The 19,768-nt window shown below is 70.2% G+C and carries 20 protein-coding genes; 9 read left to right on the top strand and 11 right to left on the bottom strand.

Annotation, left to right across the window (positions count from 1 at the left end; translation table 11 throughout):
• From FN821_RS00485 to FN821_RS00455, 7 genes are all read right to left on the bottom strand, one after another.
• A complete protein-coding gene (locus FN821_RS00485) occupies positions 1 to 678 on the bottom strand; it encodes an N-acetylmannosamine-6-phosphate 2-epimerase (RefSeq protein ID WP_131170850.1) in 678 nt (225 codons plus the stop codon).
• A gap of 75 nt (positions 679 to 753) precedes the next feature.
• Positions 754 to 1,788, bottom strand: coding sequence for an ROK family protein (locus tag FN821_RS00480; RefSeq protein WP_131170598.1), 1,035 nt, complete (start codon positions 1,786 to 1,788; stop codon positions 754 to 756).
• Entirely contained in the window at positions 1,785 to 2,699 is a 915-nt protein-coding gene (locus tag FN821_RS00475) for a dihydrodipicolinate synthase family protein (RefSeq protein ID WP_131170597.1), read from the bottom strand. Before FN821_RS00475 ends, FN821_RS00480 begins: the two co-directional genes overlap by 4 nt.
• Positions 2,700 to 2,730: 31 nt before the next feature.
• Positions 2,731 to 3,555, bottom strand: a complete 825-nt coding sequence (locus FN821_RS00470) for an ATP-binding cassette domain-containing protein (RefSeq protein ID WP_131170596.1) — start codon at positions 3,553 to 3,555, stop codon at positions 2,731 to 2,733.
• Between the two features lies 1 nt (position 3,556).
• A complete protein-coding gene (locus FN821_RS00465) occupies positions 3,557 to 5,518 on the bottom strand; it encodes a dipeptide/oligopeptide/nickel ABC transporter permease/ATP-binding protein (RefSeq protein ID WP_131170595.1) in 1,962 nt (653 codons plus the stop codon).
• Between the two features lies 1 nt (position 5,519).
• Positions 5,520 to 6,485, bottom strand: coding sequence for an ABC transporter permease (locus FN821_RS00460; RefSeq protein WP_131170594.1), 966 nt, complete (start codon positions 6,483 to 6,485; stop codon positions 5,520 to 5,522).
• 264 nt (positions 6,486 to 6,749) lie between these two features.
• Entirely contained in the window at positions 6,750 to 8,354 is a 1,605-nt protein-coding gene (locus FN821_RS00455) for an ABC transporter substrate-binding protein (protein WP_131170593.1), read from the bottom strand.
• Positions 8,355 to 8,463: 109 nt separating this feature from the next.
• Here FN821_RS00455 and FN821_RS00450 point away from each other — a divergent pair, with 109 nt between their 5' ends.
• From FN821_RS00450 to FN821_RS00435, 4 genes are read left to right on the top strand one after another with little or no spacing between them, the layout of a single operon-like run.
• On the top strand, positions 8,464 to 9,171 hold the full coding sequence (locus tag FN821_RS00450) for a FadR/GntR family transcriptional regulator (RefSeq protein WP_131170592.1): 708 nt from the start codon (positions 8,464 to 8,466) through the stop codon (positions 9,169 to 9,171).
• Positions 9,172 to 9,207: 36 nt separating this feature from the next.
• A complete protein-coding gene (gene nagB, locus FN821_RS00445; RefSeq protein ID WP_131170591.1) occupies positions 9,208 to 9,999 on the top strand; it encodes a glucosamine-6-phosphate deaminase in 792 nt (263 codons plus the stop codon).
• The gene (nagA, locus tag FN821_RS00440) at positions 9,996 to 11,108 is read left to right on the top strand and encodes an N-acetylglucosamine-6-phosphate deacetylase (RefSeq protein WP_131170590.1); all 1,113 of its coding nucleotides are present in this window, start codon (positions 9,996 to 9,998) and stop codon (positions 11,106 to 11,108) included. The genes nagB and nagA overlap by 4 nt, the downstream gene beginning before the upstream one ends.
• 52 nt (positions 11,109 to 11,160) lie before the next feature.
• The gene (locus FN821_RS00435) at positions 11,161 to 11,346 is read left to right on the top strand and encodes a hypothetical protein (RefSeq protein ID WP_131170589.1); all 186 of its coding nucleotides are present in this window, start codon (positions 11,161 to 11,163) and stop codon (positions 11,344 to 11,346) included.
• 78 nt (positions 11,347 to 11,424) lie between these two features.
• Here the strand turns inward: FN821_RS00435 and FN821_RS14830 are convergent, their stop codons facing one another.
• Positions 11,425 to 11,547, bottom strand: a complete 123-nt coding sequence (locus tag FN821_RS14830) for a hypothetical protein (protein ID WP_277751001.1) — start codon at positions 11,545 to 11,547, stop codon at positions 11,425 to 11,427.
• Between the two features lie 159 nt (positions 11,548 to 11,706).
• On the opposite strand from FN821_RS14830, the gene FN821_RS00430 reads away from it, so the two are divergent.
• From FN821_RS00430 to FN821_RS00420, 4 genes are all read left to right on the top strand, one after another.
• On the top strand, positions 11,707 to 12,384 hold the full coding sequence (locus FN821_RS00430) for a hypothetical protein (protein ID WP_131170588.1): 678 nt from the start codon (positions 11,707 to 11,709) through the stop codon (positions 12,382 to 12,384).
• A gap of 199 nt (positions 12,385 to 12,583) precedes the next feature.
• Positions 12,584 to 12,745, top strand: a complete 162-nt coding sequence (locus FN821_RS14080; protein WP_165489162.1) for a hypothetical protein — start codon at positions 12,584 to 12,586, stop codon at positions 12,743 to 12,745.
• A 169-nt stretch (positions 12,746 to 12,914) separates the two neighbouring features.
• Positions 12,915 to 14,150: a sensor histidine kinase gene (locus FN821_RS00425; protein ID WP_131170587.1), complete on the top strand. Its 1,236-nt coding sequence runs from the start codon at positions 12,915 to 12,917 to the stop codon at positions 14,148 to 14,150.
• The gene (locus tag FN821_RS00420; protein ID WP_131170586.1) at positions 14,147 to 14,803 is read left to right on the top strand and encodes a response regulator; all 657 of its coding nucleotides are present in this window, start codon (positions 14,147 to 14,149) and stop codon (positions 14,801 to 14,803) included. The genes FN821_RS00425 and FN821_RS00420 overlap by 4 nt, the downstream gene beginning before the upstream one ends.
• A gap of 135 nt (positions 14,804 to 14,938) precedes the next feature.
• On the opposite strand, the gene FN821_RS00415 is transcribed toward FN821_RS00420, so the two are convergent.
• Positions 14,939 to 15,343, bottom strand: coding sequence for a hypothetical protein (locus FN821_RS00415; RefSeq protein WP_131170585.1), 405 nt, complete (start codon positions 15,341 to 15,343; stop codon positions 14,939 to 14,941).
• 436 nt (positions 15,344 to 15,779) lie between these two features.
• On the opposite strand from FN821_RS00415, the gene FN821_RS00410 reads away from it, so the two are divergent.
• Positions 15,780 to 16,772: an adenosine deaminase gene (locus tag FN821_RS00410; RefSeq protein WP_131170584.1), complete on the top strand. Its 993-nt coding sequence runs from the start codon at positions 15,780 to 15,782 to the stop codon at positions 16,770 to 16,772.
• Between the two features lie 7 nt (positions 16,773 to 16,779).
• Here the strand turns inward: FN821_RS00410 and FN821_RS00405 are convergent, their stop codons facing one another.
• Positions 16,780 to 17,811, bottom strand: coding sequence for a polysaccharide deacetylase family protein (locus FN821_RS00405; RefSeq protein ID WP_131170583.1), 1,032 nt, complete (start codon positions 17,809 to 17,811; stop codon positions 16,780 to 16,782).
• A gap of 202 nt (positions 17,812 to 18,013) precedes the next feature.
• Positions 18,014 to 19,687, bottom strand: coding sequence for a phosphoenolpyruvate--protein phosphotransferase (gene ptsP, locus FN821_RS00400; protein ID WP_131170582.1), 1,674 nt, complete (start codon positions 19,685 to 19,687; stop codon positions 18,014 to 18,016).
• Positions 19,688 to 19,768 lie beyond the last annotated feature (81 nt).

The following is a 19,768-nucleotide window of genomic DNA, read 5'->3' as shown; positions in this document are numbered from 1 at the left end:
TCAGTCGCGCGCGACGGCGTCCGCGAACCAGCGCGTGATGGACGCGGGGTGGGTGATGGCCGTGCCCACCACAACGGCGGTCGCACCCCGGCGCATCGCCTCGGCGGCCTGCTCCGGGGTATGGATCCGACCCTCGGCGAACACCGGACCCCTGCCCAGCGCCACGACCCCCTCCACGCACTCCCAGTCCGGATCCTCGGTCTTCGGGCGCTCCCCCGTGTAGCCGGCCAGCGTGGTGCCGAGGATGTCGGCCCCGGCATCCGCCGCAGCCGCCGCGTCCGCGGGCGAGCCGCAGTCGGCCATCACGAGCACGTCCGGGTAGGCCTGGCGCAACCCGTCGATCGTCTGGGCGAGGGTCAGCCCGTCCGGACGCCTCCGTCGCGTGCCGTCCAGCGCCACGATCTCCACGCCCGTGTCAGCGACCGCGAGGCAGTCGTCGAGCGTCGGGGTGATGAAGACTCCGTCCGAGCCGACCTTGACGAGGCCGATGATCGGCACGCTGACCGCCTCGCGGATCGCGCGCAGATCGTCCAGGCCCTTGGCCCGGATGCCCACCGCCCCGCCCCGAACCACGGACGCCGCGACCTGGGCCATCGTCCGCGGATCGAGCATCGGCTCGCCCGGATACGCCTGGCACGACACGATCAGCCCACCATGCAGCTGCTCCAGCACCTTCATGTCATCCTCCTCGTTGCGGTGTGCCCTGCCGATCGGTCCTTCGCTCACAGGGAACTCCTGGTTGGTGGTCGCCGTTCACGTTCCCGGTGCCCGCGGACGGGGGTGAAGTGCGACGTCGAGCACGGACTTCGCTGCCCCGATCAGCGCCGCCTCGGCGCCGAGCGCCGCGGGCCGAAGGCGGACGCCGGCGAGCGCGTCGACCAGTTCACTGCGGCAGGACGTCTCGAATGGCTTCCACCACGCCGGACCGATCCCGACGACCCCACCGCCGATCACCACGAGGTCCGGGTCGATGACGGTAACCAGCCCGGCGACGACGCGCCCCAGGCAGGACGCCGCGTCCGCGATCGCCTGCCGGGCCAGCTCGTCGCCCACGGACGCTCGCCGCGCGACCTCGCGCGCGTCCACGGCTTCGCCGACGTCGAGGACGCCTCGCGGAGTCTCGGGCGCCCCAGGCCCGGTCGCCGGTGCAGCGACGTCCCGCTGCGGGCCGTGGGTCGTCGAACCGCGCTGCGACAAGGCCACATAGTGACGAGCCAGGCCCGGCCCGGAAGCCAAGGCCTCGAGATGGCCGAGTCGTCCGCAGGTGCACCGCAGCCCCTCTGCCCCGACCGCAGGCACGTGAGCAATCTCGCCGGCCAGGTGGTGAGCGCCCGTGCGCAGGCGTCCGTCGAGCACCAGCGCGCCCCCGACGCCGGTGCCGACCGCCACCATCATGAGCGAGCCGACCCCCGACCCCGATCCGAGCCACGCTTCGCCCACGGCATGGGCATCCACGTCGTTGCGGACCTCGACCAGCACGACCCCCAGCCGCTCCCGCAGCCGGGCGGCCACCTCCGTGCCCACCCAGTCGGTGAAGGTATCGGTGGACGACACGATCGTTCCGGTCGAAGCGTTCACGGCGCCGGCCGTCCCGACCCCGACCCCGACGATCGGACGCCCGTCCGCCACCTGACGAACCGCATCGGCGATGGCGTCCAAGACCGCAGCTGGCCCGGACGAAGCGGGCGTCCGGACGGTCACGATCGGACCGACTTCCCCGGCGTCCGACACCAGAGCCGCGGCGATCTTGGTGCCACCAACATCGACCCCGACCGCGTGGGACGTCACAGCAGGCCCACCTCGCGAAGGATCGCGCCGATGGCGTCCACGTCGGACGCCGACAGTCCCTCCAACGGCGCCGGCATGGACGCCGAGTCGATCACCCCGAGCAGGGCCAAGGCAGCCTTGAAGGCGCCGATGCCGCCGGCGTCCCCGGACCTGCCCTGCGGCACGAAGACGATGTCGAACAGCCGGGCGAGGCGATCCTGTTCGGCGCGGGCGGCGACCCAGTCGCCGGCCTGAGCGGCCCGCCACAAGCGCACATAACCGGCCGGATCGACGTTCGCCAGCCCCGGGACGCCCCCGTCGCCGCCCAGCAGGAACATGCCGTCAAGCATCAGTTCGTGCCCCGAGAGCAGCGTCATCGGACGCCCCGCGTCCGCGTTGGCCGCGACGAGGCGCCGGAAAGCGACGTCGTCGCCGGAGGAGTCCTTGACGCTGACGATGACGCCGTCCCGCGCCAGCTCGAGAAGCATGCCGACGCCCAGCTTCGTGTGCACGCGCACGGGCACGTCATAGGCCAGGACCGGCGCACCTACGCCGGCGGCGATCATCCGGAAGTGGCGTCCGATCTCTGCGGCGTCGTTGATCGCGTACAAGGGCGCTGTCACGACGATCCCGGACGCCCCCGCAGCCACGGCCGCCCGCCCCTGCTCGATGACGCGCGGCGCGGTGAGGTCGGCGGTGCCCACGACGACCGGCACACGCCCGGCCGTCCGAGCCACGATCCGCCGGACGACAGTCCCGCGCTGGGCGTCCGTCAAGTAGGCCACCTGGCCTGAAGAGCCCAGGGCGAACAGACCGTCGACGCCGGCGTCCACCAGGTGGTCGACGAGGCGGTCGAGGCTGGGCAGATCCAGCTCGCCGGACGGGGTGAAGGGGGTCAGCACCGGCGGGATGATCCCGCGGAACTCGGTCATATCGCTCCTTGTCAGGGCAGATTCAATGGGGTCAGAGCAGGGTGGGGACGGCGCTGAGCAGCGTCCGCGTGTAGTCGTGCTGGGGGCTGGCAAAAATGGCGTCCGAGGGGCCGGTCTCGACGATCTTCCCGGCGTTCATCACGGCCATCCGGTCGGCGACGAAGCGCACCGTCGAGATGTCGTGGCTGATGAAGATCATGCCGAGGCCGAGGCCCTCCTTGAGGTCAGTGAGCAGGTTCAGCACCTGCGCGCGCACCGACACGTCGAGGGCCGAGGTCGGCTCGTCCGCGACGATCACGTCGGGCTCCAACGCCAGCGCCCGGGCGATCGCCACCCGCTGCCGTTGCCCGCCCGAGATCTGCCGCGGCAACACCTCGAGGGCCGAGGGCGGCAGGCCGACCAGCCCGATCAACTCCCGGACGCGAGCGTCCCGCGACTCCGGCGTCCCGATGCCGTGGACGATCAGCGGATCGAGCAGCTGCTCGCGCACGATCATGCGTGGGTTCAGCGCCGTCGCCGGGTCCTGGAAGACCACCGACACCGCGCGCCCCAGCTCGCGCCGCTCGGGGGCGGTGTAGCGCAGGGGGCGTCCGCGGAACAGCACCTCCCCGGACGTCGGTCGCTGCAGCCCGACGAGCACCCGCGCGAGGGTCGTCTTGCCGCAGCCGGACTCCCCCACGATGCCCACGGTCTCGCCACGGCTGATGGTGAAATCGACGCCGTCGACGGCCTTGACGAGCCCCGGACGGAACAGTCCCCCGGTCCGCGTCTTGTGCACGACGCGCACCTCGCGCAGTTCAATCACAGGGGACGCCGACGCCGCGGCCTGGTCCTGGGGCTGGGTCTGGACGCTCACGTCAGGCCTCCTTCACGCGTTCGAGGTGACGGGCCCAGGCGTGCTCGGTTCCCGGCACGGTGACCATCTCAGGACGCACATCGAGCCCGACCGTCGGGTTCGACGAGCGCGGGGCGAACCGGTCACCGGCAACGAACTCCCGCGGCGACGGGACGACACCGGGCACCTGGTGGAGGCGTCCGTTGTTGGACTCGATCGACAGCACCGCGCCCAGCAGCCCGCGGGTGTACTCATGTCGGGGATCGGTCAGGATCTCGGCCGTGGGGCCGGTCTCGACGACCTGGCCGGCGTACATGACGGTGATCCGGTGGGCGACCTGGGCGACCAACGCCAGGTCGTGCGACACGAACACCATCGCGAAGCCGAGTTTCTCGCGCAGGCCGTTGAGCAGGTCGATGACCTGGGCCTGCACGGTGACGTCCAGCGCCGTCGTCGGCTCGTCAGCGATGACCAGCTTCGGGTTACGGGTCAGCGCCATGGCGATCAGCACCCGCTGCCGCTGCCCGCCGGACAGCTCGTGCGGGTAGGACGCCAACGTCCGGACGGGGTCGAGCCCCACCAACTCGAGCAGGTCCTCGGCCGTCCGCTGACCGCCGCGCGAGGTCAGCTGCTTCAGCTGCGCCTTGATCAACATCGACGGGTTCAGCGAGCTCAAGGCATCCTGGTAGATCATCGCGATCTCGTGGCCGCGCAGCTCGTTGTGCTCCTTCGGCGAGAGCTTCAACAGGTCGGTGCCCTCGAACAGGATCTCCCCCGACAGCACCGCCGTCTTCGGCAGCAGCCCCATGATCGCCATCGACGTGATCGACTTGCCGCAGCCCGACTCACCGACCAGTCCCATCGTCTCGCCCGGACGAACCGAGAACGACACGTGGTCAACCACATCGACGTCGCCGTGGGCGTCCGGGAAGCGGATCGACAGGTTCTTGACCTCGAGCAGCGGCGCGGCGTCGCCGGAGTAGACGAGGCGTCCGCCCCGCGCTGATTCGGCGCGAGCGAGGGCGTCCAGACGATCCGCCAGCGGAACCTCAGCGATGTCGAGCTTGGCCGCCAAGGCGGGCGCGACGGCGATCACGGACGCCTCGACAGGGTCGTCCAGCTTGACCTTGCGGCGCAGTTTCGGCGACACGAGGGCGTCCGTCATGCCCTCGGACAAGATGTTCAGCGACAGCACCGTGATCAGGATCGCCAGGCCCGGGAAGAACGTCGCCCACCAGCCGCCGATCAGCAGCAGCTGCTTGCCGTCTGCCAGCACGTTGCCCCAGGACGGCTCGGGCGGCTTCACGCCGGCGTTGATGAACGACAGGGACGCCTCGAAGACGATCGCGTCCGCGACGAGCACGGTCGCGAAGACCAGGATCGGCGCCAGGCAGTTGCGGGCGACGTGCTTGATCAGGATGCGGGCCGTCCCGGCGCCTATGACGCGGGTCGCGGAGACGTAGTCCTCACCGAACTGGGCCAGCACGTTCGCCCGGACGACCCGGGTCAGCTGCGGGGTGTACAGGAACGCGATCGCGAAGATCAGCACCGGAATCGACGACCCGGCCACCGCGACGAACACCGCCGCCAGCGCGATACCCGGGAAGCTCATGACGATGTCGAGGACGCGCATCAGCACCTCGGAGACCGCCTTGCCGGCGGTCGCGGCGATCGAGCCGAGCACCGCGGCCGCCGCCAACGCGACCAACGTCGCGCACAGGCCGATCACCAGCGAGGACCGGGTGCCGAAGGCGACGCGGGCGAAGATGTCGCGTCCGATGATGTCGGTTCCGAACCAGTGGACGCCGTCCGGCGGCAGCGCCGGCGTCCCGGATGCCAGCGGATCGAACCGAGCGATGAGCGGCGCGAAGATGGCCAGCAGCACCACGAGCGCCAGGACGCCGAGGGCGATCTTGGACGACAGCGGCAGGGCGCGGAGGCGCAGTCCCGGCTCGGAGAGGCGTTCTGTCAGGGTGCGACGCATGTCAGACCGTCCTGATCCGCGGGTTCACGAGGACGTACAGCAGGTCCACGATGATGTTGATGATGATGAAGGCGATGGCGACCGTCAGCGTCACGCCCTGGACGAGGTACACGTCGTTGCGGGTCACGCCGTCGAGGATCAGCTGGCCCATGGCCTGGATGTTGAAGATGATCTCGATGATCACCGCGCCACCCATCAGGTAGCCGACCCGCAGTCCAAGCACGGTGATCGGGGTGATCAGCGCGTTCCGCAGCACGTTGCGGGCGATGACGATGTGCTTCGGGATGCCCGCGCCGATCGCCGTCCGCACGTAGTCGCGGTCGAGCTCTTCGACCATCGACGTCCGGACGACTCGGGTGAGCGAGCCCGAGACCGGGATCGCCAAGGCCAGCGCCGGCAGGGTGATGTTGTTGATGTAGATGCCCGGGTCCTCGGCGAACGGCACCCATTGGGAGACGACAGCCGGGTAGAGACCGGCGCCGCCCGGCACGGTCGACAGCCACTGGATCAACAGGATCGCCAGCCAGAACGACGGCGTCGCCAGCGATGCGATCGACAGCACCCGGATCAGCTGATCGGGCCAACGGTCCCGGAACAGGGCGGCGATGACGCCGAGGGTGACCGACAACACCACCGCGATCAGCAGGCCGACGAACGTCAACTGCAGCGTGATCGGGAACGCCTTCGCGACGAACTCGGTGACAGGCACGTTGCCGGCACTCGTGCCCAGATCGCCCCTTACCAACCCTGCGAGGAACAGCCCGTAACGGATGAGCAGCGGCTGATCGAGCCCGTAGTCGATGCGGTACTGCTGCAAGGCTTCGGTGGACGCCGACTCACCGAGCGCGAGCCGCGCCGGGTCGGCGGGCGAGAACGACATCACGAAGAAGACGAGAAACGTCACCCCGAGCACCATGATCGGAAAGGCCACGAGTCGGCGTCCGATGAGACGCAGCAAGGTAGTCACGGGTTCCTCCGGGTGGACGATTCAACAAGAACAGGGGACCAGAAGGCTCAGCCAAGGTCCGGACTCGGCGCTGGTTCCCTGAGCCTGTCGGGCCTACAGGCTCAGCCACCTGCCGATCCCAGAGTCGACGTCCGAACCCAGAGTCGAGTTCCGATCCCTGAGCCTGTCGAAGGGACCGAGTCCTCGACAGGCCCAGGGGGTTCGGCGGGGGCCGCAGGCGTGGCGGGTGCAGGGCGGACGCCGTCGGCGTCCGCCCTGCTGCGCCTACTTGGTGCTACCGACGTCGACGAACGACAGGCCGGTCAGCGCGATCGGCTTGAAGTCGACCAGGGTGGTCTTGTCGTAGCCCGTCGTGGACTTGCGGTGGAACAGCGGGTACAGCGGGACCTCGGCGGACAGCAGGTCGAAGACCTCGCCCCACGTGGTCTTCTGGGCGTCGGCGGGCTGCTTCGCGGCGGCGTCCAACTTGGTGGCGACCTCGGTGCAGGCGGGCTGGCCCTTCCAGTGCATGCGCTTGTCGGTCCAGACGTCGTTGGTGTACCACCAGCGCATCAGCAGGTCGGCGTCCGAACCGAAGACCGACGGGTCGCCGGGAGCGATGACGGCGTCGTAGGCCTCGGGCTTGCCGTCGATCGTGTTGTAGACGTCGGCCGACTTCTTCTCGGCGAACTCGACGGACAGGCCGGCGGCCTCGAGCGACTCCTTGATGATCGGCGTGGCCTTCTTGACCCAAGCGTGGTCGGTGCACAGCAGCCGGATTTTGGTCAGCCCGGTCTCGGCGAACAGCGCCTTGGCCTTGGCCTGATCGAAGGCGTAGACCGTCTTGGCCTTCTTGTAGGCCGGGTGCGTGTCCTGGACGAAGCACGTGGCCGGGGTCGCGTTGCCCAGGTAGGCGGTCTTGACGACCTTCTCCATGTCGATGGCGTAGAGGAACGCCTGTCGGTTCTTGACGTTGTTGAACGGCGCGGAGCCGCAGTTGAACATCGCGAACAGCAGCGCGAAGCCCTGGGCCTGTTCGACGGCAGCGGACGCCTTGAGGGTCTCGATGGACAGGTCCGGTACGAGATCCATGGCCTGGACGGCCTTGGACGTCAACGCGTTCATGCGCGTGGCGTCGTCGGGCATGACCTTCCAGGTCATCTTCGCGGCCTTGGCCGGACGCGGCCCCGTGTAGGCCGTGTTCTTCTCGAAGACGATCTGCTTGGACGTGGCCGAGTTGTCGGTCATCTTCCAGGGGCCGGTGCCGACGGGGTTGGCGTCGAAGGCCTTGGCGTCCGCGGTCGCGGCCGCCTTCGGGACGATCTTGACGACCGAGATGCGCTCGGCGACGAGCGAGAAGGGGTACTTCAGCTTGATGGTGACGGTCTTGTCGTCCTTCTTCTCCACGGCCGAGATGAAGGTGATGAACTGCGCGTACAGCGACTTGCTGGCCGGGTCCATCACGCGGGTGAAGCTGTAGACGACGTCGTCCGTGGTCACGGGCGAGCCGTTGTGGAAGACGGCGCCGTCGCGCAAGGTGACCTCGTAGGTGGTGTCGTCGATCTTCTTGGGCAGGTCCTTGCCGAGCGCGGCGTACACGTCTCGGTTGCCGCTGGGCAGGATCTCGGTGAGACCCTCCATGGTGTGCCAGTTGGCGGCCAGCGTCAGGGCGGCCGACGTCGTCATGGGATCGAACCCGTTGGTCCCCAGCTCGTACGAGATGGCGGCCGTGATGGTGCCCGCCGCATTGGCCGCTCCACCGCCAGTCGTGGTTCGGTCGCCGGGCTTGGTGCCGCAAGCGGAGAGGGTGCCCGCGAACGCGGACGCCACCCCCATGACGCCGACCAGCTTCAGGAAGCCACGGCGTGAGGTGGTGAGTGAATCGGTCATGTGGACTTCCTCCTGAGATCGGACGTCTGATGTCTGATGTTGTGCCAGTATAGGCACAGCCCCCACGCTTAGGGCAACACCTGCAGCACCAAAACAGGAGGATGGGCCGATGGCGAGCTCCGACCGCGACCGCACCACGGTCGCCGCGATCAAGAAGCTGATCCTGGACCGTCGCCTCACCCCCGGCGATCCGATGCCGACCGAGTCGGAACTGATGGACACCCTGGACGTCTCGCGGTCGTCGGTCCGCGAGGCCGTCCGGACGCTCGTCGCGCTCGACATTCTTCAAGTCCGCCACGGCACCGGCACCTTCGTCGGCGGCATGTCGCTGCGTCCGCTGGTCGAGGCGATGGTGTTCCGCGGCATCCTGAGCCCTGGCGACAGCTTCGACTCGCTCCGCGAGGTCGTCGAGGTGCGGATGGGCCTCGACTTCGCCCTCGCCCCCCGGGTCGTCGAGAGCCTGTCCGGCACGGACGGCGGCCAACTGCACGCCTACGTGGCCGGCATGGAGGCGTCCGCGGCCCGCAACGAACGCTTCCTCGCCGACGACCGGGCGTTCCACCTCGATCTCGCCGGACGCCTCGACAACCGCCTCTACGCCGAACTCGTCGCCGCGTTCTGGGACATCCACAAGTCCACGGCGCCGAGCCTCGGCATGGTCAACCGTCGCGATCTCGCCGAAACCGCCGCGGCCCACGGCGCGATGCTGCGCACCGCGCAGGCCGGCGACCTGGACGGCTACCGTGCTGCTATCACCGACCACTACGCGCCGCTGCTGCGCGTGCTGGCCGATCAGGCTCAGCAGCAGGCGTCTTAGCGCCGGCCGCGTCCGGGACCGAACGGAGGAGAACCCATGGAGGTCGTGATCTGCGCGACGCCCGACGAGGTCGCCCGCGTGGCCGCCGCGAAGGTCGCCCGAGTGCTGAGGGACGCCGGTCCGCGCGCCGTCTTGGGCGTCGCCACCGGCTCGTCGCCGCTGGCTCTGTACGCCGAACTCGCAGCGCTGGCGGCGTCCGGACGGCTCGCGCTGGGCGAGGTGTCGGCCTTCGCGCTGGACGAGTATGTGGGCCTGCCGTACGAGCATCCCGAGTCGTACCACTCGGTGATCGACCGCACCGTGACGCGTCCGCTGGGCCTCGACCCGGCGCGCGTCCACGTGCCCAACGGGATGGCGGCCGACATCGCGGCCGCGGCGTCCGACTACGAGGCGGCGATCAAGACCGCCGGTGGCGTGGACGTCCAGATCCTCGGCGTCGGTTCCAACGGGCACATCGGCTTCAACGAGCCGACCAGCTCGCTGGCGTCCCGGACGCGCATCAAGACCCTCACCGCTCGCACCCGCGAGGACAACGCCCGCTTCTTCCCGACCCTCGACGACGTGCCGCGGCACTGCCTCACCCAGGGACTCGGAACGATCATGGACGCCCGCGCGTGCGTACTCGTGGCGCAGGGCGAGGCCAAGGCAGACGCGGTAGCGGCTCTGATCGAGGGACCGATCACGGCGATGGTCCCCGGTTCGGTGCTGCAATGGCACCCGCACGCGACCATCGTCATCGACGAGGCCGCCGCAGCCGGACTCACGCTTGCGGGCTACTACCGCGAGACCTTCGACAACAAGCCCCACTGGCAGGCATACGCCCGATGAGCCTGGCGATCCGAGCCAGGCGCGTCTTCACCGGCACCTCGGTGGTCGAGGGCGGCGTGTTGGTCACCGACGGCCCAAGGATCGCCGAGGTGCTGCCCGACGCCCCCTTCGACGTCGCCCTGGACGACTGCACGATCGTCCCAGGATTCGTGGACGCGCACTGCCACGGCGGCGGCGGTGCGTCGTTTTCGGGCGATGCCGAGGCGGTGCTGGCGCTCCACCGCAGGCACGGTACGACCAGCACGGTCGCGTCACTGGTGAGCCAGTCGCTGGACGTTTTGCAGGGGCAAATCCGTGAGCTGTCCCCCCTGGTAAAGGCCGGAGAACTCATCGGTATCCACCTCGAAGGCCCCTGGCTATCCCCCGCCCGCAAGGGTGCTCACCCCGCGGCGGCGCTGCGCGCGCCGATGGCGTCCGACATTGCCACACTCTTGGACGCCGCAGACGGCACCGTCGTGATGGTCACGATCGCGCCCGAGCTGGATGGTGGCCTGGACGCCGTCGCGCTGGTCGCCGGGCGCGGGATCGTGGCCGCCGTCGGACACACGGATGCGTCGTACGAGGTCGTCCGCGAGGCGATCGCCCGAGGAGCTCGGGGCGCGACGCACCTGTTCAACGCGATGCCGCCGCTGCTGCACCGGGCGCCGGGACCGATCCTGGCGCTGCTCGACGACGACCGCGTCTGGCTTGAGCTCATCTGCGACGGCGTCCACGTGGATCTGGATCTGGTTCGGTACGTCGTGGCCGGGCAGCCCGGGCGGGCCGTCCTGATCACGGACGCCATGGCAGCCGCGGGCTGCGCCGACGGCGACTACCAACTCGGCGACCTGCCGGTCGAGGTCTGCTGCGGCGTGGCCCGGATCGCCGGGCAGGACACCATCGCCGGCTCGACCCTCACCCTGGACGCCGCCCTGCGGCACGCGATCGCGTCCGGGGTCGACTGGACGACGGCCGTCCGGGCCCTGACGGTCAATCCGGCGGCGTATCTAGGCTTGTCGGACGTCGGTTCGCTGGCCGCCGGTCACTGGGCCGACGCGGTCGCGTTGGACGCCGACTGGAACGTCCGGGCGGTGCTGCGCCGCGGCGATTGGCTGGTCGAGCCCACGTGAGCGACCCGCGCTGGTCTGCCCTCGTCTGCCTTCGGCCGACCGCGATCGCCGCATGGGCCGACCGGGTGTGACGCGGGTCGAGTTCGTCGCGTCGCTGCCGCGTCCGGACGTGTGGGTCTGGCTGGGCACCACGACGGACGCCGAACGCGACCGGCCGCAGGCGCGGGTGGCGCACGATGACGGGGTGGGCGTCCGGCTGCAAGCTCTCCTCGGAGACGCACTCACCGTGGCCGGCTGACTGTCCAGTCAGAGGAGACGGTCGCACGCGATCACGAGGGCAGCTGGTTCTACGCGCTGCGTTGAGCGTCAGGGTCGATCAGAGATGATCGGTCACGGACGCCCAGACGTCAGTGTGCTGGCGTCGCTCGCGCCGCAGCACCTCGGCGGCCACGAAGAGCAGCCCGACCAGGGCGATCTGGACGGTCGTCACGGCACGCATGGCCGCAGACTAGCGGCCCCGGTGTCCAGGCTTCTCCCCAGCGGGTGCCCGACGCACCGGTACGGGCCTGCGGCCGACATCGAGGAGCCGGGGGCGCGTCCTAGATCTGGCGACCCAGGCGGACGCAACGTTTCGGCGTCCGACTGCGTTGTTCATCGCATGATCGGACGCCGCCCCCACCGTCGCATCGGACCCGCGCGACGCGCACTCGTTCTGCTGATCGCGGCCCTGGCGCTGCTGGTGACGTCGGCGCTGCCCGCGTCCGCCTGTAGCTGCGCGATGGGGACGGTCAAGGATCACGTCGGGCGAGCCGACCTGATCGCGCGCGCCACGGTGACAGCGATCGACCGCGCGGCGGTCGGCTCGTCCTCGGGCGATCCGGTGGTCTATGTGCTGTCGACGTTCAAGGTCTGGAAGGGCCCGACGGACGCCGTGCTGCACGTCCAAGCGGCAGCCTCGGGGGCGTCCTGCGGCCTGGAGGGCATCGCCGTCGGCGACGAACTGATCGTGTTCGCGACGGTATCCAGCGCGGAGATGGGGAAGGTCGTCGCGCCCTGGTCCGCGAACCTCTGCGGAGGCACGGCCGCAGCAACGCCGGCGCTGGCCGACGAGGTCGCGGTCGCCCTCGGTGTCGCTGGCAGCACCGTCGGCCTCACGCCGTCAGCCGCGCCCGTGGTAACAAGTACGCCGGTCGGGACGCCCACACCTGTCGCCACCACGGACCCGCCGGCGCCGGCGGCGTCCGGCTTCGGCGCCTACGCCGTCCCGATCGCGGTCGGCGGAGCGCTGATCGCCAGCGGCCTCGCCGCTTGGCTGATCGGACGCCGTCGCCCGTGATCCGCGTCCCGCCGGGCCCGACCCGGTCTCTCTGCTCGTCCATGAGCGCGGCAACCCGTCGTGCCCACCCGGACGCCTCGAACGCGCGCGGCGGCTGGAGCCACGGTTCTTCCTTCAAACAGCCCTCACGCCGCAGCCTCGTCGGACGTGACAATCTCTTGGGTTCAGCTCAACTGAAGCTCAAACTTGCCGTGTTTTCATGCACTTGCGTTCAATCATGTTCCCTCGCAACGAAGCGAGCCCCAACCTGCCCGCCTCGGCGACCTGGAAGATCATCCCGGTCGGCCTGGTCGCCATCACGGCGGCCTTCCTGCTGGCGACCGTCATCGCCGAGTTCATGCTGGGCTTCTGGGGCCGCTGATCGGACGCCCTTCGCCGTAACAGCGCGTTCGCGTACCCCTCGGGGTGTGCCAACGTGCTATTGACGCCACCCCCAGGCCGAGATCACCCGCTGACCGGACCGCGGCCTGCCCCCGCAGCGACCGCGCTCCGATGCCCCGGACGCCCCAGCCGCCTAGTCTGGACGCGCCATGCAGTTCAAAGAGGTCCTCTACCCACCCGGCGCGACGCGGCGCGACTGGGTGGTCGACGTGACACTGGCCGCCACCGGCATCATCGGACAGTTGGCGTCCAATCTGGTGCTCGGCTACCCCTACTACCCGCGGACGCCGTGGGAGCTGTTCGTCTGCCTGGCCATGCTCGGCTCGCTGGTGCTGCGCCGCCACTCGCCGCTGCTGACGCTGGGACTGGTGACGGTGTTCTCGATCGCGCACCTGTCCACGATGAACCGTCCGACGTTCTCCCTGGTCGCCGTGCCGATCGTCGCGTACGCCGTGGCCCGCTGGGTGCCCGGACTCATCACGCGTTCGGTGCTGATCATCGGCGCCATCGGGTCGTTCGTCGGCCCCTACCGCTGGTTCCTGGACCGCGGCGGCTACCTCGACCAGCCCGCCCGCGGCGACATGCTGTTCTTCACGTTCGCGTGCCTCTGCTTCGGCGCGGTCGCGACACCGTACGTCATCGGACGCCGCGGCGCCGAAGGCGAGGACGCGCGCGAACGCGAGCGGGAGGGCGAGCGGGAACGCTTCGCCCGGGCGGCGCGTGAACGCGAGCAGCAGGCGCGGCTCGCGGAGGCGTCCACGCGTGCCCAGATCGCCCGCGAACTGCACGACGTCGTGGCCCACAGCCTGGCGATCATGATCGTCCAGGCCGAGGGCGGCCGGGCGTCTGCCCGGAAGAATCCGGACGCCGCCGCCCAGGCCCTCGACACGATCGCCGGGGTCGGACGCGAGTCGCTCACCGAGATGCGCCGGATCGTCGGCGTCCTGCGAGGGGCGACGGACGGCGCCGATCTGGCGCCCGCGCCGACGCTGGCGGGGCTCGCCGAACTCGTCCAGCGGACGTCCGATCGGGTCACGCTGGTGACGAGCGGGACGCCGTCCGGCCTGTCCCCGGCGCTCGAGTTGACCGTGTACCGGGTCGTGCAGGAAGCCCTCACCAACGTGCTCAAGCACACCGGTCCCGACGCCCACGCCCGCGTCGACCTGGCCTACGAGTCCACCCGGGTGGTCGTCGAGATCACCGACGATGGACGCCCCGGCGCGACGGCGTCCGAGCCCGGCGGCAACGGACTCCGCGGCATGCGCGAGCGGGTCGCCGCGATGGGCGGCGTCCTGACGGCGGGTCCGAGGTTGGACGCCGACGGCTTCCGCGTCCGGGCCGAAATTCCGGTCAACGCCACCCTGCGAGAAGAGGAGAGACCATGACCATCAGCGTGTTCCTGGCCGACGATCAGGCGCTCGTGCGCAGCGGCTTCCGGATGCTGATCGAGGCCGAGGACGACCTGGTCGTCGTCGGCGAGGCCGCCGATGGGGCGGCCGCGGTGGCGGCGCTGAAGGCGCGTCCGTGCGACGTGGTGCTCATGGACATCCGCATGCCGGTCATGGACGGCGTCGAGGCCACCCGGCAGATCGTCAACTTGGGGCTCGGCACGCGGGTGCTCGTGCTCACCACCTTCGACCTGGACGAGTACGCGTTCGCGGCGCTCAAGGCGGGGGCGTCCGGGTTCTTGTTGAAGGACGCGCGTCCGGGGGACCTGCTCAACGCGATCCGCACCGTGGCCGCCGGGGACGCCGTGATGGCGCCGTCGACGACGAGGCGCCTACTCGACCACGTGCGTCCGACGCTGCGGGCCACCACCGGCGAGCAGGACGCCCGCCTGGCGCTGCTGACCGACCGCGAGCGCGAGGTGCTGGAGCGCATCGCCGCCGGCGACACGAACGCCGAGATCGCCAAGGGCCTCTACATGGCCGAGGGCACGGTCAAGACCCACATCGGACGCCTCCTGTCCAAGCTGCAGTGCCGCGATCGGGTCGGGCTGGTCCTGGTCGCGTTCGACGCGGGGATCGTCGCCCACTGAAAGCAACACGAATCGTCAGAAGTCGTGCTCCGAAACGGGCGACAAACAGGGGTCGCCTGCGTTACCGTAGGCCTTGCCTGGGGGACTGCCGGCATCGACCGCAGTCCTCCGGTGCCGTTTAAGGCCCGAGCAGGCTCACCCGTCCTGGTGCCCGGCGAGAACACGCTCGATGAACCACGTCAGCGCGCCGCCCTCGCCGTCCTTACCGTTGGCGGCCACCATCAGGGGAGGCAGCTCCGGGGTGATCTTGACGCCCGTGAAGCGGGCAAAGGTGCCCACATCGGGGATGACCAGCCGCAGGTAGGCACCGTCGTCGCCGATCGCGAGGCTGCGGCGACGGTTGAGGTACCAGCCGCGCCGGTCAGTCTTCACGGTCTGGCCCGAGTACGTCGTGGCCTTGAGGGGCTCGGACGCCAACTGGCGGCGTCCGGCTTCGGCAACAAACGCATCGATGATCGCCTGGGCCTCGTCGGCCTCCAGCCGCCGCGCGGCGGCGGCCATCTCTTCACGGCGACGGGCGTCCTCGCGGCGATCGGTCATGGACAGAAACCTAGCCGGGCGGCGTCCGCGACAGAAGGCGTCCGGCTTCGTGACTGAGGTGTCGACGAACCGGCGGCGATGCGGAGAGACGCGCGACGGCGTCCGAGGTGGAGCCGGGCCGACAGGAGACCGTGAGGGACGGAGCTGGAGTAGTTGCTCCTCGACGCGGACGCAGAACGGGGGCCGGCGCCGATGCCCGACTTCGCCTTGGCTTCGAACGTCAGCAGCGGGCTGCGTCCGGGGCGGACGACCACGTACTCGCTGGGGAAGCGTGAGCAACTGGCCGGCTTCGATCGTTGCGGGCACCTTTGTCAGGTTCAGAGTCGGGACGTCAGAGCCAGCGGCGCGTCCGGTTTTGGCGAATGGGGACGATCCGGTCCGCTCACCTCGGGAGCCGGTGGGTCCTATGCTGGCGAGAACTGCATAAGGAGCATTGATGGCGATCGACCTGTTCCGGCTGCCGAAGGCCGAACTTCACCTGCACATCGAGGGCACATTGGAGCCCGAGACCGTCATGGAGTTGGCGGACGCCAACGGCGTCCGGCTGCCGTACCCCGACGAGGACGCCCTGCGCGCGGCGTACAGCTTCCGCGACCTGCAGGAGTTCCTCGACCTCTACTACTCGGCCATGGCGACGCTGCTGACGGCCGACGACTTCCACCTGATGGCGTCGCGCTACTACGCGACCGCCGCCGCGCAGGGCGTCAAGCACGCCGAGATCTTCTGCGACCCGCAGGCGCACGTCGGACGCGGCGTCCGGTTCGAGGAGATGCTGGCCGGCCTCACCCAGGCCGTCGCGGACGCCGAACGCGACCACGGCATCACCGGCGGCATCATCGCGTGCATCCTGCGCGACCAGCCGGTCGAGAGCGCCCACGCGATCTACGACCAGGTGCTCGCCCACCGCGACTCGTTCATCGGCATTGGGCTCGACTCGGCCGAGCGCCCGTTCCCGCCGGAGCTCTTCACGGACGTCTTCACCCGCGCCGGACGCGACGGCTTCAAGCGTGTCGCGCACGCCGGTGAGGAGGGTCCGGCGTCCTTCATCTGGACGGCCCTCGACACCCTCGGCGTCGATCGCATCGACCACGGCGTCCGTGCGGCCGAGGACGAAGAGCTGATCGGACGCCTCGCCGCGTCCGACATCGCCCTCACGGTCTGCCCGCTGTCGAACGTGGCGCTGAAGGGCGTCCCGGATCTGGAGCACCACCCGTTGCTCGGCCTCCTCGAGCGCGGCGTGAAGGTCATGATCAACTCCGACGATCCGGCCTACTTCGGCGGTTACGTGGGCGACAACTTCCTCGCCATGCGCGTCGCCGGCATGACGGACGCCCAGGCGATCCGGCTGGCGCACAACTCGATCGCAGGCTCGTTCGCCTCGGCCGAGCGCAAGGCCGCGCTGCACGCCGAGATCGACGCGGCGTCCTGAGGCTGAATCAGCAGTTGATCGCGCGGGACCCGGCCTCGGTCGGGCCCTGATTGCGGCACACCTCGAGGCCCTTGGCGGCGAGGCCAGCCTTGATCTGGGCGATCGCGTCCGGGTTGAACGCGTTGTGCTGCATGTGCATGAGGATCGTGCCGGACGGTCCGGCGCCGGCCACCGCCCGCTGCACCACGACGGCTTGGGCCGGGTTGTGTGACCAGTCGAGCGTGTCGACCGACCACAGCCAGATCCGCATCCCCGCCCGCGCGTAGGCCGCCCGGATCTCGGGGCTGAGCTGCCCGTAGGGCGACCGCCCCCACGCGGTCTGGACGCCCTTCGGACCCAACTCCTCGTCCAGCTGGGACGGCGACAGCGTGCCGAACTTGCGGTGGAACGCCGAGTGGTTGAAGACGTAGTGACCGTGCGCCCGCGCGAAGTCGACGTCGAACTGGCCGGCCTTCACGCACGTCCCGATCGGGAACAGCACCAGCGCGATCCCTTGCTGTTCGGCGCTCAGCAGCGTCGCCTTGAAGGACGCCAGCGACTTCGGGCAGTCGTCGTACGACAGCACCACCCGCTTGGTCGTATTCGGCCCGGACGTGATCGAATACGGCGCGGACGCCCACGCCTGCGCGTCCCCCGCCTGTGCGGGAGCCGGGGCTGGGGGTGCCGGTGCGGCCGGCGCGGCAGGTGCGGCCGGTGCCGCGGGGGCCACCGGGTCCACGACCGCGGGGGTCGTCGTCTCGGACGCCGCCGGCGCGTCAGGGCTGGCCGAGGCGGACGAGCTGGCCGCGAGATTGGTGGCCGGGATCGTGATGGTCGAGGGCGAGCCGACGGCATCCGGAAGCGGCGACAGCAGCGACGTGGGACGCGCCGCGGTGGGCCCGACGGACGCGGCGCCGCCGCTCGTTCCCGGCCCCGGGGCGCTGGTCGAAGCCACCGCGCCGCTCACCGAACCCTGGGCTCCGAGGGCGCCCAGCACCGTGACCATCAGGCAGGACGCGACGAGGATGCCCGTCGTTCTGCTCGGGTGGCGGGGTGGCATGGGTGACTCTCCGGGGGCTGTGAAACGGTCCGCGCTACGGCGTTCCCAACCATCCTAAACCGACCCGCGGACGCCCCGGACCCAACCCGCCGGACGCCGGCCGCCCGAGACGCCCGCCACCGCCAAACGCTCACCCTGGCGGGATTCGCTCACGCTCAGAGGTGAGAAAACGCCGCGACGGTGAGCGTTTGCGCTCCTGGGGCTAACTCAGCAGCTCCTGGGCGAGGGCCTTGGTCTCGGCTGCCGTCGACATGGCCAGCACCTCGGCGGACGCCTCCTGGCACTGCTCGAGCGTCACCGACTCCAACTGGACGCCGACCGCGGCGACCGCGCTGGCCGCCATCGACAGCGACGTGACTCCCATGCCGAGCAGGATGCACGCGAGGAACGGATCCGCCGCCGCCTCGCCGCAGACCCCGACGGGCTTGCCCGCGCGGCGTCCGGCATCGGCCGTCATCTTGATCAGCCGCAGGACCGCCGGCTGCCACGGATCGGTCAGCGTCGCCAAGGGCGAGGACATCCGGTCGGCGGCCATCGCGTACTGCGTGAGGTCGTTGGTGCCGATCGAGAAGAACTCGACCTCGGCCAGGAACTCGTCGGCCAGCAGCGCCACGGACGGCACCTCGACCATGATCCCCGGCTTGAGGTCACGCTCCGCACACAGGGCGGCGAAGCGCCGCGCCTCGTCGACCGTGGCGATCATCGGCGCCATGACCCAGGGGCGCTCGACGCCGTTGTCCTCGCCGGCCGCCGCGATGGCGTCCAGCTGGCGCTCGATGAGGCCCTCGTTGGTGAGCCACAGGCGAATACCGCGGACGCCGAGCGCCGGGTTCTCCTCGTGCTCGTGCTTGGCGAACGGGACGGGCTTGTCGGAGCCGGCGTCCAGCGTGCGGACGACGACCTTCTTGCCCGGGAACGCCGAGAACACCTCGCCGTAGATGCGCGCCTGCTCGGCCACGGACGGCTCGGTCTGCGCCGAGAGGAAGCAGAGCTCGGTGCGGAAGAGCCCGACGCCGCCGGCCTCGGAGGTGGCGGCGGCGCGCGCGGCGCCGGCGCCGTCCTGGACGTTGGCCAGCACGTCGACGAGGACGCCGTCCTTCGTCTGCGCCGGACCCCGCCAGGTGCGGATGGCCTCGCGACGGGCGGCGTCCGCGGTGACCTTCGCCTCGGCCTCGGCCACGGGGACGCCGGCCTCGAGCGTGCCCCTCGTGCCGTCGATCAGGATCGGGGTGGCGTCCGGGATGTCGCGCAGCGCCGCGGCGGCGACGACGCAGGGGATGCCCAACTGTCGGGCGATGATCGAGGTGTGGCTGGTGGGGCCGCCGAGGCGCGTCGCGATGCCGCGGATCAGCGCGGGATCGAGCCCGGCGGTGTCGGCGGGCGCGAGGTCGTCGGCCAGCAGGATCACGGGGGCGTCCGGCGTGGGGACGCCCGGCTCGGGCAGGCCCATCATCTCGGCGATGACGCGGTCGCGGACGTCGCGCAGGTCGGTGACGCGCTCGGCCATCAGCCCGCCGACCTTGAGGAACATCTCGCAGAACTGCTCGGTGGACGCCGTCGTCGCGGCCTCGGCGGACGAGCCGGCGTTGATCAACTTGATCGTCGCGCGCTGCCAGCCGCGGTCGGTGGCCAGGTTGGCGGTCGCGGCGAGCACCTCGGCGGCGACGCCGCTGGCGTGCGACGCTCGCTCGGACAGCCGGGCGCCGACCGCGAGCGAGGCGTTCTTGAAGCGCTCACCCTCGGCGGGACGGTCGTCCTCGGCGATCGAGCGGTTGTCTGCGGGGGGCACAGGGCGGGCGCGCGTCCAGGCGGCGGGAGCGTAGGCGAAGCCCGGGACGACCCCGGTTCCGGTCACGGTCAGCGTGGGATCGGCCATCATGCCCCTCTTCGTTGTGGGATTTTCTGCGCTTGTGCGTCTCAGTGTGGCCTCAATTTCGCAGGGCTTGTTGCGGACGGT

Origin of the sequence: Propioniciclava tarda (genome assembly GCF_900182665.1) — a bacterium.
Taxonomy (GTDB): Bacteria; Actinomycetota; Actinomycetes; order Propionibacteriales; family Propionibacteriaceae; genus Propioniciclava; species Propioniciclava tarda.
This window is presented reverse-complemented; position numbering and strand designations above follow the sequence as displayed.